We start from the raw sequence: 14,956 nt of genomic DNA, 5'->3' as shown, positions 1-14,956 counted from the left end.
GGTGAGACATAGGCCGGCCTTTCGGCGTCATGGCGACCGATCCTCGAAATGTTTCAGCCCGTTGGCCTGGGGATCGAGCAGCTTCATGTCCAACGCTCCGCCCGGCCCAGGGGGTAGGTAATAAGCCTTGAACTTTGTGAGGGGATGTTTCGGGTCGTAGGCAGTGAGCGCAAGTCGCAGGAAGAACGGCCGTACGTTCTCGTCCGAGCTGAAAATCGAGAGGTCGCGGACCACGGCATTGCTGATGCCGACATAGTGCCAACCTCCGTCGGCGTTCTTCTTGCGCATCAAGGCTGCCATATGGGCCTCGCGCAACTCGTTCGGATTGTCATGCTTCGTCTCGCCCGGCACGATGGCGAGATAACCGGCGGTCTCCCAGCCCTGTTCGCGGAGGAGGCGCGCGCCATAGGTAGCGTAGATGTCGCAGTCGGCTTCGAGCTTCTGCTTTTTTTCGTCGACGTTGAGGTGCCCGACCTTACCCAGCGGATTGGGTCTGACGTCCTCGTGCGCATACGTGAAATATTGCTCCAGGAGTTCCTGCGTCATCTCCAGGGCGATCTCGTGTTCCTTGCCCTCGAATCCAGTAGAGGAGTCCTTCGTTGAAGACTCGTCGCCCTCCAAACCTCTTTTGTCCAGCGCCTGCAAGGTCTTTCCTATCGCAGGCGTGTGGGTGTCCAGCCATCGCCTCGGATCTGGATTCGGGGTGATCTTCTGGCCGACGACCGGCGCCACCCTCTCGAACGTGCTCTGTTGCCCAGCGACACCGTCGGAGCTGTTTCGAAGTGCAATGAAGATCGCGTTCTCGACGATGCGATCCTCGCTCTTGACAGCGATCTTCCACGCTGCCTTCGGCTCCCCGTTGTTCGCCAGCCCGCGCACGAGCTCGATCAAAAGTTCACGCGTCTCGTCGATCAACGCGCCGTTGGGTGGTTTTTGTCCTTTGGCGGCGGTGAGCACGGCAATCAGGTTATCGGCGAGCTGCATGGCCGTCACCACGTGGGGCTTGCGTTCTTTTTCCGAGCCCGCGGTATACAGCTTTCCCCTGAGGTCCCGCACCTGATCCAGGAGCGAGAGCTTCTTCTGCGCAGGCTGTAGCGCGACGTGCGCCCTGCCGGATTCGCGTTGCTGAACGACATGTGCGAGCTCGTGGGCGAGCAGGAGGCGGCCCCCTTCGGTATCGGGCCTGAATTCGTCCCTCGCGAAGACGATGTTTTCGCCGAGCGTGAAGGCGCGCGCCCCGAGGCCGCCAGCGATCTGATCCGCGCCTCGATCGGCCACCACGCGCACGCGCGAGAAGTCGTGGCCGAAGCGTTGCTCCATGTACTGCCGCGCGTAGGCGGGCAGGGCGGCGCCGCGCGTGGAGATACGGTCGAGGATATCCGCGGAGCCCTGGGTCGTCTGCGGGGACGGCGGAGCCTTCTCGACCTCACCGCCAGGCTCGCTCCCTTTCGGCGCCGCTGCGAGCTCTGGACGAGCGCCCATCACAATCGAGCGGGCCGCGGCGTCTGCGGCCTGCTCCTCGGACGATGACGAGCGGGAGGCGCTGCGCGCAGCGGACGGCAGTGCGCGTGTCGCCTCGACGGGTGGGGAGAGCGGCACATCGAGGAGTGACCGTCGCCACGGCGCAAGCAACGGGTCAACCTGCTCCCTGTGATCCGAGCCGCTGGATTTGAGTCGCGACCATGAGGATCCATGGGCAGCCCACGGAGTCGTCTTCGTGGCCGAAGCGGACTTCTTTGGTGTGGGCTTCGAGATGGGACCCAACGGCTGGGGAGCGCGCTGCCGACCGCCGAACATCGCCATGGGAGAGCCTCCTCGTGGTGAACCACGTCAGTTTACGTGGAGCTCAATCTCTCGTCCTCCCCAATCGATGAATGATTGCCCTCCTGGGCTCTCCGTCCGTGCGCGTGCGCGAGCGGGTCCCCTCGACCGAGCACGGCCTAATTCGTCTTCAGCTTCTCCGCATTGAGCACGAGCACGTCGTCCGCGAGCACGTGGGCCCAGTTCCCTGCGGATTCGTCGACGATCACGACGCGCCCCTGCTTGCCCGCGTAGGCGCTCGTCGACAGCTCGGTGGGCCGGAGGATCTCGTCGTTCTTGCCGCAGGCGCGCGCCACGACGCGCCCGTCGACCTCCAGGCCCACGAACGTCTTCTGGCAATCCTTGCCGCCGGCCACGAGGACGTGCACTGGCTGGCCGTCGAGGGGCATCATCGGCAGCACGAGCTTGCCCTTCGCTGCGTCTCCGCCGTGATACCCGTTCACGAATGCGCGGCCGAGGAACCCCGTGACCTCTTGCTGGTTGCCCGTCGGGCCCGTCGTCGGCACCTTCCCGAACGCCGTGCCCGTGACTTCGCTCCCCACGGGATAGGCATCGTCGAAGCTGTAATGCACCGTGAACCGCGCCGCGAACGCGATCACGTCGGGATCCGAATCGGGCAGCTCCGTGCGGGCTGCGCGGAAGAGGTCGACTGCATTCGCCGACGTGCCCGCCCGGAGCCGCGCGCGCACGTCGTCCTTCGTGCCGCCGGACCAGTGAATCCCGTCCACGTAAAGGCCCATCCCCGGCGCCTTGTCCTCGTCGATGATCCGGAGCGTGGCGCGGCGGCCCTGCAAATCCTGAATCTGCCAGGCCTCGGGCACGAGCTTCCGGTCGACGCGCGGCCGCGCCGTCCGCAGGGCCGCGCCGTCGACGACGAGCTCCACGCGCAGGCCGGGGCTCGATCGGCCGCCGAGCGCGAAACGAAGCTCGGGCCGCGCGAGCACGCCGAGGTCGATCTCCAAGGTCCCCGTGTTGCCGCCCGCGTCTGGCAACGAAACGAGCAGGCTCTTGCCCGTCGCGCCCGAACGCCGGCTCTTCTCGATACGTAGCCCCGCGCCCTGCATCACCGCGCCTTGCGGGAGGCTGCCCTCGAAATCGGCGACCTCGGCGAGCCGCGCCCGCAGCTCGCCGAGCAGCTTCTCCCGGTCCGGGTGGCGCTCCAGGAAGACCTGATAAAACTCCAGGGAATCGAGGACATCGTTCCGCGTGCCCGTGCGCACGAGCGTTGCGATGTCGCGGGCCGGGTCCGGGAGCTGGGCGCCTTTGACGGCGCGGAGCACCTTCACGACCTCGGGATCCCAGCGAATGAAATGGAACGAGCTGCCCTCGATGTTCGCGCGGGTCTTGTCCTTGTACTTGTCGCCCCAGGGATTGCCGAGATCGACGACCGCGCCCTCGGCGAGGAAGTCCTCCAGCGTGCCGCGCTTCTCGTGCCCTGGCCGCCCGCGCCGGTCGATCGGCTTGTGCGCGATGCGCCGGTTCGCGAGGCCATAGGCGTCGATGATCGGCAAGTCCGCGTACCAGCCCACGAGGCCGATGCAATCGATCGAGAGGCGGGGCTTGAGCCCCCGGGCGACGAAGAGCTTGTGGATCCGCTCGCCCATGCCCGCGTACGTCGAGCCGCTTTCGAGCGGGAACACGCTCTTCAGCGGGTAGAACGTGTTCTCCTCGGCGAGGTTCCAGCGCTTCTCGTAGGGCTTGAGCACGCGGACGGGCAGGACGGCGAGCGCGACGGCGAGCGCCGCGGCCGAGCCGAGCAGCGCGCGGGCCGGGAACGCGGCCTCCCGCAGGCGATACCGGAGCGCGATCTCGGTCGAGGCCGCGAGGATCGGCAAGAGCGAGATGAAGAAGCGGTGCTCCATGAAATCGCCGCCGACCTTCACGACGTACCGGCCGTAGACGAGGAGCGAGAGGAGCGCGAAGATCCGGAGCCGCGTCTCGGCGCGATTGCGCGCCCGCCCGGAGAGCACGAAGAGGAAGAGCGGCAGCCAGATCGCCGCGCCGCTCGTGAACAGGAAATGCGTCGCGTAGATGAGGCCCTGCGACCAGTACGTCAGGTTGCCCGATTTCGCGTAATAGGTATTCGGAAAGAAATCGCCGTACGCGCGCCAGCGCCAGAGGAAATACGGCACGTACAAGAGGACGAGCGGCGCGCCGTAGGCGAGGTACCGGCGGAGATCGAGGCGCTTCCAGAACGGCCGCTCCTCGTGGTGGACCAGGTCCTCGAAGACGATCGCGAGGCCCATGCATCCATAGAGGAGCAGGTGATCCGGCCGCGTGAGCGCGGCGGCGACGAAGGCGAGCCCGGCCCAAAACGCGCCATTCTTGCGGAGCGAGGCCCACATGCCCACGGCCACGAGCATCGCGGCGGGCATGGTCTCCAGGCCCGACGAGGCGAACGTGTAGAACGGGCGGCTCGCGGCGAGGCCGAGCGCGGCGAAGGGCACGATCGCGGCTTTTGGGCTCGCCTTGCGCACGACGAGCGCGACGAACACGATCGCGAGCACGTACGACGCGAGGTTGCCGAAGAGCCCCGCGTGCGGGATCGAGACGCGGACCTTGGCGAGGAGGCCGAGCACCAGCGTCCACAGAAAGTTCGTGTACCCCTCGACCCACTCGCCCGGGTTGAAGACGAGCCCGTCACCCCGCGCAAAGTTGCGAGAATAGCGGAACGAAATGAACGCGTCGTCACAGAGCCATCGGATCTTCCACGCGAAGAAGAGCCCGGCGCCGAGGCCGCCGAGGAGGAAGAGGGCGTAGAGGACACGCTTGACGGCGAAGGAGACGCGGCTGGCGAGGAAACGCTCGAAGAGGAGCAAGAGGGCCGCGCCGAGGATCAGACCGGCGAGGAGGGGCAAGCTGGCCTTGATGGCTTCGGCCGCGGCGACGACGATTTCGAGGAGCATCACGGAAAGTCCGGAGGCGTAAGGGCGGGATCCGGCGCCCCGCGGGGCGGAGACTAGTACATCCAGGGGGAAGTTCTAGGGGGTCGTGCGTCGGCGGCATCACGTGAGGGGGGCACCTCCCGCTTGACGCTCTCCGCGCTCCCTTGCAAGGATGCCGCGTGTTCATCCACAAGGTCGAGATCACGAACCTCCGGTCGATCGAGCATCTCGTGTGGGAGATCGACGATGGGGATGCCTACGGATGGCACGTGATCATCGGGGACAACGGTGCCGGGAAGAGCGGGTTGCTCCGAGCTATCGCGTTGGCGCTCGTAGGCCCTCAAGAAGCCCTCGCCCTTCGCCAGGATTGGAACGATTGGCTCCGAAGGGGCGCCCCCTGGGGCGGCATCAACCTGGAATTGGTTGGTGATCCTACGTTTGATAGGTTCTCAAAGAAAGGCAATCGCCCCAAGCATCTCAAAGCGGGCATCTGGTTGGAACGGACCGGGGCGGAGCCTCAACCGGTAGCACTGCATGCGTGGGAGAAAGGCGATCGGCATGTTTGGGGGCCATCCTGGGGCTGGTTTTCCGCATCGTACGGCCCCTTCCGTCGCTTCACAGGGGGCGACAAGGACCTGGAGAAGCTCTTTTACTCGAACCCGAAGCTCGCGCGTCACCTGTCGGTGTTCGGGGAGTCCGTGGCGCTCAGTGAATGCCTCGAATGGCTCATCCGCCTTCATTACAAGACGCTTGAGGGTGATCCGGAGGGCAACCTCCTCGAACCCGTCATGGCCTTCGTCAATCAGAGCGACTTCCTCCCCCATGATGCGCGGATCGAATCGATCTCCTCGAAGGGCGTCCGCTTCGTCGATGGAAATGGATGCGAGGTCCCCGTCGAGAACCTGAGCGACGGGTACCGCTCGATCCTGAGCATGACCTTCGAGCTGATCCGCCAGCTCGCAGCCACTTACGGCGCATACGCCGTCTTCGACCCCGAGGACCCCACGAAAATCATCGTCCCCGGCGTCGTCCTCATCGACGAGATCGACGCGCACCTGCACCCCACCTGGCAGCGGCGCGTCGGGCGCTGGTTTCGCGAGCATTTTCCCAGGATCCAGTTCATCGTCACCACCCATAGCCCGCTCATCTGTCAGGCCGCCCGGCCCGGGAGCGTCTTCCGATTGCCAAGGCCCGGCAGCGACGAGGAAGCGGGAATGGTCACCGGCACCGAGCTCGATCGCCTCCTCTATGGCAACGTGCTCGACGCCTACGGGACCGGCGCCTTCGGCGACGCAGCCACACGCTCCCCGGAGGCCCTGGAGCTCCTCGAACAGCTCGCCATCTTGAACCAGAAGGAGCTCGCCGAAGGACTCTCCTTGTCAGAAAGGAAGCAGCAGAAGAAGCTCCGCGCCATCCTCCCCACTGCGGCCAGCGAGGGGACGGAGGACGACGCGTGATCGGCCTCCCCAAACGAGTTCTCCCCAAGGCCGCGCGAGACAAGCTCCGCGAATACCAGGCCGAGATCGACGCCCTCCCCGACTACGCCGCCCGCGTCGAGCACGCGAAGGCGAGCTTCGGCGCCCAAAACCGCAAAGGAAACGCGACCTTCGATGCGGTCAAGAAGGCCCTCACGGCCATGTGCTGCGGCGCGCGGCGCTGCGCCTATTGCGAGGACTCGGCGGCCGATGAGGTCGAGCACGTCCGGCCCAAGAGCCTCTACCCCGAGGCCACGTTCGTGTGGTCGAATTACCTCTACGCGTGTGGACCGTGCAACGGCCCCAAGAATGACCATTACGCCGTGTTCGCGCATGCGTCCGGCGTGATGACCGAGGTCTCGCGGCCTCCGAAGGCCCCCGTCCTGCCGCCCGTCCCCGGCGATCCCGCGTTCATCGACCCGCGCGCCGAGGACCCGACCACATTCCTGGCGCTCGATCTGCGGGACACGTTCTTCTTCGTGCCCCGGAAGGCGCGCGGGACGAGGGAGTACGACCGCGCCGAATACACGATCAAGACGCTCGGCCTGAACACGCGCGACTACCTGCCGAAAGCACGGCAGCAGGCCTTCAAGGACTACAAGGCGCACCTCGCGCAATACCGCGCGAGCCTCGCAGAAGCCGCGCCGGAACGAAGGCTACGCCGACTCGAACAGGACATCCGCGAGCGCGGTCACCCGACGGTCTGGGCCGAGATGAAGCGCCAGCACGACCACATCCCCGCCCTGCGCGAGCTCTTCCGCGCCGTCCCCGATGCACTCACCTGGTGACAAAGGCGTCACCTACCCCCGTCCACGCCGCGAAGCGCCCAGGTGACCCGTCACCTCCCCCCCGCTCACGGCGTGAGGCCCCCAGGTTCGGAACGATCCGCACCCCCGCACCCCCGTGACCCCACCCAGATCAGCCCCGCCCTGACCCACCGCAGCATCCGCGCCGGCGAGGTTCACCCGCGCCTGCCCCCCTCGCATCCGCGGCGCCCACGAGGATCCCCCCTCCCCTGCCCCCCTTCAGCTCCGGCGCGGACCTAGATCACGCCCCGACGATCCGCCCCCGGTTCTCCTCGTACCAAGCGATCGTCTTCACCAGCCCGTCCCCAAGCTCGGTCCGCGCCTCGAACCCGAACCATTCCCTCGCGCGCGACACGTCGAGCATCCTGCGCGGCTGCCCGTTCGGACGCGCGCTGTCCCAGACGATGTCCCCTTCGTACCCCACCGCCTTCGCGATCGTCGCCGCCAGGTCCCGCATCGACACCTCGCGCCCCGCGCCGAGGTTCACCGGCTCCTCGCCGTCGTAGCGCTCCGCCGCGCGCACGAGCCCCTCGGCCGCGTCCTCCACATAGAGGAACTCCCGCGTCGGCGACCCGTCACCCCACAAGACGACCGACCGCTCCCCGCCGCGCCGCGCCTCCACGAACTTCCGGATCATCGCCGGGATCACGTGCGAGTCCTCCAGGTCGAAGTTGTCCCGCGGGCCATACAGGTTCACCGGGAAGACGACGACAAACTTCGACCCGAACTCTTTCCGGTACGCCTGCGCCATCACGAGCAGCGCCTTCTTGGCGATCCCATAGGGCGCATTCGTCTCCTCCGGATACCCGTTCCAGAGATCCTCTTCCCGGAACGGCACCGGCGCAAACTTCGGATAGGCACATATGGTACCGGCCACTACAACCTTTGGGGTTCCCGCGCGCCGCGCCTCTTCGAGGACGTGCAGGCCCATGGCCATGTTGTCGCGGAAAAAGGTGCCGGGGTGGCGGCGGTTCGCGCCAATTCCACCGACACGCGCGGCGAGATGCAAGACGAGGTCGGGGCGATGCGTTTCAAAGAGAGATCGCGTCGCGTGCGCGTCCGTCAGATCGAACGCGGCCGAGCGGGGGACCACGATCTGGCGCGCGCCACGCGCTTTCAGCACTTCCACGACGTGCGAGCCGAGGAACCCGGCGCCGCCTGTAACGAGGATCTTGGAGTCAGAGAGAGGGAACATCGGCATGGCAAGCACGACCTTAGCGCAGGCGATACCACCCCCACGCCCAGGGCGCAGCCAATCGATCGAGAAGTAGCGAGACGCACATGCCACGCAGAGTCCGCCCCAAAAAGCTGTTCCTCACGATTGGCGAGCGCGTGAAGGCGTTCCGGCTCGCCGCCGGGCTGACCCAGGAGGAGGTGGCCGAAGGCCACGCGCCCGGCGAGTCGCTCGCCAACAAGGGCCACATCTCCAGCATCGAGCACGGGCTCGCCAACCCGACCGTCGAGACCCTCCAGCGTATCGCCGAGGCGCTCGAAGGGCTCGACGTGGAGCTCGTCGACCTCGTCGTGTCCCCGGACGAGAGCCTGCGCCACGCGGTCATCGCGCTCTCGCGGACGCTCCCCGAAGAAGTGCTCGAGGAGATCCTCGCGAAATACGGTCCCCTGCCGAAGCTCGTGCCCCAAAAGAGGGAACGCACGCACCACCGGGCGAGCGGAGCGCGGCCGAAGGCGCGGTGATTACGTCCGGGAATACCAGTCCACGAACTTGCGAATCCCCTCGCGCATCCCTGTCCTCGGCTCGTACCCGAGCGCAGCCTTGGCCGCGCGGATGTCCGCGATCGTGTGCTCGACGTCGCCGACGATCGCAGGTCCCCGATGCACACGCGCAGGCTTGCCGAGGGCCTCGGCGAGCAGCACGACGACCTCGTTCAACGTCGTCGGCGTGCCCCCGGCGCCGAGGTTGTAGACGCGGTAGCCAGCATCGACCCGATCGATCGCGCGGAGCGTGCCGTCGATGACGTCGTCGACGTAGGTGTAGTCGCGGCTCGCCGCGCCCGTGCCGTAGAGCTCGATCGTCTCGCCCCGATCGATGGCGCGGCAAAACGCGTGGATGGCCATCTCGGGGCGCTGGCGCGGGCCGTAGACCGTGAAGTAGCGGAGCGACGTGACCCCGAGGCCGTGCGTGTGCACGAGCGCGCGCAGCACGAGCTCTGCGGCGCGTTTGCTCGCGGCGTACGGGCTCATCGGCTCGTCGGCGCGGTCGTCCTCGGCGAAGGGCAGGCGCTTGCTCGCGCCGTACACCGAGGAGCTCGACGCGAACACGAAGCGGCGCACGCCCCGCGCGCGGGCGAGCTCGGCGAGGCGCGTCGTGCCCTCGACGTTCACGCGCTGGTAGCGGGCGGGCGCGGCGAGGCTCGGGCGCACGCCCGCGAGGCCCGCGAGGTGCACGACGACGTCGAAGTCCGTCGCCGAAAGGACCTCCGCGACGGCCGCCTCGTCGAGCAGATCCGCCTCGACGACGTGGGCGCGGCCGCGCACGCGGGCGAGATTTCGCTCCTTGATCGCGCGTGCGTAAAAGGGATCGAAGCTGTCGAGGCCGACGACCGTGTCGCCTCGATCGAGCAGGCGCTCGGCGAGGTGAGATCCGATGAACCCGGCGATGCCGGTCACGAGCAGCTTCATCGCGGGCGCGAGGGTAGCACCCCGATCTCGCCTTGCCTGTCCTCCGAGGCCTCGTGCGGACGGACCGTTCTGCTATCCTCCGCCGCCGTGACCGCCGTGGACATCACCCAGCCCTCTCCGGGCGAGCCTCCTGCCATCGCCCTGACCCGAAAGGTGGCCGAGAGCCCGGTGGTCATCCTCCCGCGCGTCTCGCTCGTGGTCCCAGGCCTGAACGAGGCGAAGAGCTTGCCGGAGCTGGCCCGGCGCATCGACCAGGCGCTCTCGGGCAAGGAGGCGTACGAGCTCATCTTCGTGGACGACGGCAGCACGGACGACTCGTGGGCCGTGATCAAGCGCCTCGCCTCGGAGAACCCGAACGTGCGGGGCGTGCGGCTCCGGAAAAACTTCGGCAAGGCCCAGGCCCTCACGGCGGGCTTTCGCAGGGCGCGCGGCACGATCTTCGTGACGATGGACGCCGATCTCCAGGACGATCCCGCGGACCTGCCGAACTTCTTCACCAAGCTGGAGGAAGGTCACGACGTCGTCGTCGGCTGGAAGGTGCAGCGCCTCGACCCGACGAACCGCCTGTTCCTCTCGCGGATCTTCAACGGCACCGTCGGCTTCATGACGGGCGTGAAGCTGCACGACATGAACTGCGGCTTCAAGGCGTACCGGAGCGAGGTCATCCGCGCGATCCCGATCTACGGCGACCTGTTCCGGTTCATCCCGGCGCTCGCCGCGTCGCAGGGCTTCAGCGTCACCGAGATCCCGATCAAGCACCACGCGCGCAAGTACGGCAGCTCCCGCTACGGGCTCGAGCGCATCCTGCGTGGCTCGTTCGACCTCATGAGCGTGATTTTCCTGACGCGGTACCAGAAGAGGCCGATGCATCTCTTCGGCTTCGCGGGCCTGACGCTCGCGGGGATCGGCATGCTGATCGAGCTCTACCTCACGGTGCTCTGGTGCTTCGGGCACAAGATCGGCGACCGCCCGCTGCTGCTCCTCGGCGTGCTCATGATCGTCACGGGCATTCAGCTCTTCTCGATGGGCTTCATCGGCGAGTTCCTGACCTACCAGAGCCAGACCCGGCACCTCGAAGACGAGCCGCCGATCCGCGAGGAAATCCTGTGATCCCCGACGCGTACTTCGACCGGTTCGAGACACAGAAGTACCAGAGCCGAAACCCGGTCCAGCGGATGCTCATCCGCCGCTTCGCCGCCACGCTGCACTCGATGTTCCTCGAAGCCCTGCCGGCGCGCACGGTGCTCGAAGTGGGCTGCGGCGAGGGGTTCCTCTCCGGCTACCTGTCGGAGAAGCTCGAAGACACGAGCTTCGTCGGCGTCGAGTACAACCCGGACGACGTCGCGCGCCTGCGCCGCCAGTTCCCGCGCATCGAGGCGCACGAGGGCTCGATCTACGACCTCGGCTTCCTCACGAAAAAGCCCGACGTCGTCGTGTGCTGCGAGGTGCTGGAGCACCTCGACGATCCGCGCCGGGCGCTCGCGGAGCTCAGGAAGGTCGGGGCGCGGCGCGCGCTGCTCTCGGTGCCACACGAGCCGTTCTTCATGCTGTCGAACTTGCTGCGCGGGAAGAACGTGTCGCGCTTCGGCAACGACATCGATCACAAGAACCACTGGGGCCTGGGCTCGTTCCGCGCGTTGCTCGAACCGGACTTCGAGGTGCTGGAGCTGCGGACGTCGTACCCGTGGATCCTCGCGCTCGCGGAGCCTCGGCCCTAGCGGCGCTCACCAGCCGGGGTGGAGGCTGCCGTTGCAGCCGGACGAGGAGAATTCTTCCACCTCGTAGCAACATTGCTCGTTTTCGAGCAGGCCCTCGCCGAGGATGGTGAAGTCGTTCGGGTTGTCGCGCCCGATGATGTCGCGCGCCCTCGTCGTCGGGGGGCACGTGTTCGGATCGTCGCCCGGCGCGTCCGGCCAGGGGAAACATCGGTACGTCGTGAGATCGTCGCCGCATCCTTGGATGGCCACGGGCACGACGAACAAAGCGAGCACGAGCGCGCGCTGGAGGTTCTTGGACGTGTGCATGCGCGCATCCTATCCGAACGTGCAGCCAGCCTCAGGACTGCGCTCCTTTCGCGCACAGCTCGCCACCGCCTCCAAGCCGCCAGCTCTCCGCGCTTCCCCGCGTTGGATCCTATCTATCAACGCTCCCCCACGTTGACGCGCCGCGCGGCAGGTCTTCCCCGACAAACCTTTCCCACGCGCCCGCGTCCCCGGCGCTCGCCTGCGCCCCGGCTGGACGAACCTTCCTTCGGCGAGCGCCTTTCCGCCCACTGGCCGTGAGCTTGCATGGTGGATCCCGCGCGCGATCCACGTCCCCGAACTGCGAGGCTCTAGCCCATGGCGCTCGATTTATCGATCTCCCACGGACAACGTACGGCCCCCGGTCCCCAGCCCGACACGAGCGGGCCGAGCAATGCCTGTCCCGAATCGACCCGCGCGGACGACGTGTCCCCGGTGTCCCGAGCGCTGTCGCTCGCGCAAGCGCTGGCCGACGCGCTCGCCGATACCCGCGGCTTCGGGGTCAACGCCACGGCCCTGCACGAGCTCTCGCTCGCGCATTCGCTCGCCTCGCACGTCGTCGACATCCTCGAAGGCCTGCCGCCCGAGTCCGTACGATCGCGACCGTCCGCCCCCGACGCCGAGGAATGACCCTAGGCCGGCGGCCCCGCCTCGATCGCCCGCCGATACCGCTCCCGCCGCGTCCCATCCTTCAAAATCTCGTAGGCTTCATCGAGCACCTCGATCACGAGGCGCACGTCGCTCTGGAGATCGGCCGTCGCGGCCGTGAGCAGGCGTGAAGGCTCGAAGAAACGCCGCAGCTCCAGGTAGGCCCGCCGGATCTCGTAACTCGTCGCCGTGCGCCCGAGGCCAAGCAGCGCGAAGTAGTCGCCGTCCTCGACAAGCGCGACCCGCGCCCGCACCCGCATGCGAATCGCCTCCTCATCGAGCGGATCCTCCGCAGGACGGCGCTCGGCCGAGGCGGGACGCGCCGGGGTGAGCGCTGTGAGGACCTCCAGACAAACGAGCGCGTAAAGCAGCGGCGTGAGATCGTGCCCCGCTTGGGCCGCGAGCTCGCCCACGGTCGTGCCCGGCGCCTGCGCCACGAGCGCGGCTTCATCAGGCACGAGCGCGCACTCGGAGAGGAGCGACATGCGCGGGCCGGCGTCGAACCGCGCGGCCGCGCCGCCGAGGCGCGCGAAAGAGGCCTCGGGCGGGATCACGCGCCGGACGATCTCCACGAAGACCTCGGCCCCGGTGGCGCCGCCGAACACGTTGGGCTCGGCGCGCAGTCGGCCCGGCGGCTCGGCTTCGAGCTCCAGCGTGCCGGACTCGACGAGGATCGCCCGGCCGATGATCCACTCGGCGTGCGCGCGGAGGACGGGCCAGAGCGCGTCCTGCTGGAGAAATCCGTGCGCGATGAGCGCCGCGCCCGCATGCCGGCCCGAGGGCGGGAGCTTGCCGGCGAGGCGATGGGCGACGTCGCGCTCGAGGTCGCCGCGGGCCGAAAGGAAGGAAAGAAGCGCCTCGTCGGCGACGCCCGACCCGGCCGTGACCACGTCCCCATCCTGAAGGACCACGCGACGCACGGCCCCGCCTTCATGGAGGGCGAGCGAGCCCGTGGCGCGGCTGGCGATGGCGCGGGCGAGCGCGCGCGGCGCGTCGCCGGGGCCGAGGACCGTGGGTTGCTCGCTGCGCGGCCCCTGCGAGGCGTGCGGGGTCTGCGAGGACGGAACGGGCGCGGGCGGCGGTGGCACCGGCGGAGCGAGGCGCACCGAAGGCGGCGGGGCGTCCGAGGCTCGGGTGAGGATGTTGGGGGCCGTGGGCGGCGAGGGAGGGTTTCCGCTCGCCGGCGTGTAGCCCCCGGGCGTACGGGGGTTGGGGGGCGTCGCTCCGCTCGCCGGCGTGTAGCCCCCAAGCGTGCGGGGGTTTGGGGGCGTAGCTCCGCTCGCCGGAGCGTAGCCCCCAAGCGTCGATGCAAAGCGCGGCAGGCCGCCCGGCACCGTCCAGCGGGCCGGGAAGACCGTCGGCGGCGCGACGTCGATCATGGGCTCGATCACGGGCGGCGGCGGGCGCGGCGGCGTGGGCGCGGACGAGGGCCGCGGCTCGATCGAGCGGGTGGCCGTGGTCGTCGTCTCCATCGGGCGGATCGGCGTGCCCGCGTCGTCGGTGATGCGGGTCGGGCGCGGCTCCCAGGCCGTCGCGGGGGCCTCGGAGGAGACGGCGCGGGTCTCGGACGAGCGCGGCGTCGATCCGCCGGGCGCCGTCGTCACGGTCGGCTCGCTCGGTTTCGGCGTGGGCGGCATGTCGAGCACGAGCTCGCCCACGCTCGGCGGCTCGAGGGCGGCCGTCGACGGCGGCGCGGGGTTGGGCGCGGTCGTGTGGCCTTCGGCCAGGGCAAACGAGCCGGTCGTGATGCTGAGGGCGGCGTTGGGTCCCGTGCCCGGATCGAGCCCCGTGTTGGCGAGGTCCGACTGGGAGCTGTCGGCCTCGGCGTCGAGCGGCTCATCGAGGATGGCGAGAAACTCGTCGGCGAGGATGAGGTCCGCGTCCTCCTCGGCGGCCACGGCCGGCGGGGGCACGGACGAGGCGGGCGTCTGCGCGAGCACGCGTTGCTCGGCCGAGGCGAGCAGGGTCATGAGCTCGGGCGAGAGCTGCATGGGGTGCGAGGGCAGGAGCGTGGGCGGCGATTGCCCATCACTCTCGTCGGGCGGGAAGATCGACGCGCCCATCTCGGCGATCTCGGGCGCGCCGGGAAACGCGGACTGGAAGGCCGGCGGGAAGGTGCCGGTGCCGTCGTCGAGCAGGCCCGGGGGCACGGTCTCGCCGGGGCGGATCGCGGCGGCGCCGCGGTCGTCGACGATCGAATCGTCGAGCGGCGCCGGGTCGGCGAGCGCGGCGATCTGCGCGACGATGGCGTGGATGTCGAGCGGCCGCGCGAAGGAGCGACCGGCGGCGGAGTGCGCGCCGATCTCCGCGGCGCGCAGGCGGCTGCCCAGACAAACGAGCTCGGCGTCCTCCCCGCCGGGCAGCTCGCGCAGCCGCTCGATGGCGTCACGCGCGCCGGGCTGATCGATGTCGACGAGCACCACCCGCGGCGCCTCGTCGAGCACGCGCGCTTCGAGCCGCTCGATGGGCGCGAAGGCCACGGCGAAGCCTTGCGCGCGGAGCGCCGACGCGATGGTTTGCCCTTCCGCGGAGGCGTCCGCGATCAGAATCACGTCGCGACGCGGCGTGTTCGGGGCTTCCTCCATCGCGGGCACAGCGTGATCCTTCGACCCGAGGCGCCAGGCTGTCAACGCGTGCGCCCTCGGGTCTTCCCTTCCTAC

The 14,956-nt window shown here is 68.4% G+C and carries 12 protein-coding genes; 6 read left to right on the top strand and 6 right to left on the bottom strand.

From position 1 onward, the window contains the following. Nucleotides 1-27 precede the first annotated feature (27 nt). Nucleotides 28-1,803 carry an eCIS core domain-containing protein gene (locus POL67_RS06645; RefSeq protein ID WP_271916228.1) on the bottom strand — a complete coding sequence of 592 codons (1,776 nt, stop codon included), beginning with the start codon at nt 1,801-1,803 and terminating at the stop codon, nt 28-30. Between the two features lie 137 nt (nt 1,804-1,940). Next, complete coding sequence (locus POL67_RS06640) at nt 1,941-4,727, bottom strand: glycosyltransferase family protein (protein ID WP_271916227.1); 2,787 nt, start codon at nt 4,725-4,727, stop codon at nt 1,941-1,943. Between the two features lie 158 nt (nt 4,728-4,885). On the opposite strand from POL67_RS06640, the gene POL67_RS06635 reads away from it, so the two are divergent. Together POL67_RS06635 and POL67_RS06630 are read left to right on the top strand one after the other, a co-directional pair. Further along, on the top strand, nt 4,886-6,163 hold the full coding sequence (locus POL67_RS06635) for an AAA family ATPase (RefSeq protein ID WP_271916226.1): 1,278 nt from the start codon (nt 4,886-4,888) through the stop codon (nt 6,161-6,163). Further along, the gene (locus POL67_RS06630; RefSeq protein ID WP_271916225.1) at nt 6,160-6,969 is read left to right on the top strand and encodes an HNH endonuclease family protein; all 810 of its coding nucleotides are present in this window, start codon (nt 6,160-6,162) and stop codon (nt 6,967-6,969) included. Before POL67_RS06635 ends, POL67_RS06630 begins: the two co-directional genes overlap by 4 nt. Before the next feature lie 259 nt (nt 6,970-7,228). On the opposite strand, the gene POL67_RS06625 is transcribed toward POL67_RS06630, so the two are convergent. Continuing rightward, on the bottom strand, nt 7,229-8,188 hold the full coding sequence (locus POL67_RS06625) for a GDP-L-fucose synthase family protein (RefSeq protein ID WP_271916224.1): 960 nt from the start codon (nt 8,186-8,188) through the stop codon (nt 7,229-7,231). A gap of 80 nt (nt 8,189-8,268) precedes the next feature. Here POL67_RS06625 and POL67_RS06620 point away from each other — a divergent pair, with 80 nt between their 5' ends. Continuing rightward, on the top strand, nt 8,269-8,682 hold the full coding sequence (locus POL67_RS06620; protein WP_271916223.1) for a helix-turn-helix domain-containing protein: 414 nt from the start codon (nt 8,269-8,271) through the stop codon (nt 8,680-8,682). Here the strand turns inward: POL67_RS06620 and POL67_RS06615 are convergent, their stop codons facing one another. Then, nucleotides 8,683-9,627: an NAD-dependent epimerase/dehydratase family protein gene (locus tag POL67_RS06615; protein ID WP_271916222.1), complete on the bottom strand. Its 945-nt coding sequence runs from the start codon at nt 9,625-9,627 to the stop codon at nt 8,683-8,685. It abuts the gene before it with no gap. 87 nt (nt 9,628-9,714) lie between these two features. On the opposite strand from POL67_RS06615, the gene POL67_RS06610 reads away from it, so the two are divergent. Beyond that, a complete protein-coding gene (locus tag POL67_RS06610) occupies nt 9,715-10,737 on the top strand; it encodes a glycosyltransferase family 2 protein (RefSeq protein ID WP_271916221.1) in 1,023 nt (340 codons plus the stop codon). Further along, complete coding sequence (locus POL67_RS06605; protein WP_271916220.1) at nt 10,734-11,345, top strand: class I SAM-dependent methyltransferase; 612 nt, start codon at nt 10,734-10,736, stop codon at nt 11,343-11,345. The genes POL67_RS06610 and POL67_RS06605 overlap by 4 nt, the downstream gene beginning before the upstream one ends. A gap of 6 nt (nt 11,346-11,351) precedes the next feature. Here the strand turns inward: POL67_RS06605 and POL67_RS06600 are convergent, their stop codons facing one another. Next, complete coding sequence (locus POL67_RS06600; protein ID WP_271916219.1) at nt 11,352-11,651, bottom strand: hypothetical protein; 300 nt, start codon at nt 11,649-11,651, stop codon at nt 11,352-11,354. Nucleotides 11,652-11,966: 315 nt separating this feature from the next. Here POL67_RS06600 and POL67_RS06595 point away from each other — a divergent pair, with 315 nt between their 5' ends. Beyond that, a complete protein-coding gene (locus POL67_RS06595; RefSeq protein WP_271916218.1) occupies nt 11,967-12,278 on the top strand; it encodes a hypothetical protein in 312 nt (103 codons plus the stop codon). A gap of 2 nt (nt 12,279-12,280) precedes the next feature. Here POL67_RS06595 and POL67_RS06590 read toward each other — a convergent pair whose 3' ends face one another. Beyond that, the gene (locus POL67_RS06590) at nt 12,281-14,890 is read right to left on the bottom strand and encodes a hypothetical protein (protein WP_271916217.1); all 2,610 of its coding nucleotides are present in this window, start codon (nt 14,888-14,890) and stop codon (nt 12,281-12,283) included. Between the last annotated feature and the right edge of the window lie 66 nt (nt 14,891-14,956).

Origin of the sequence: Polyangium mundeleinium (assembly GCF_028369105.1) — a bacterium.
In the GTDB taxonomy this organism is placed as follows: Bacteria; Myxococcota_A; Polyangia; order Polyangiales; family Polyangiaceae; genus Polyangium; species Polyangium mundeleinium.
Note: the sequence above shows the minus strand (reverse complement) of the source record. Positions and strands in the feature narration are given on the sequence as shown.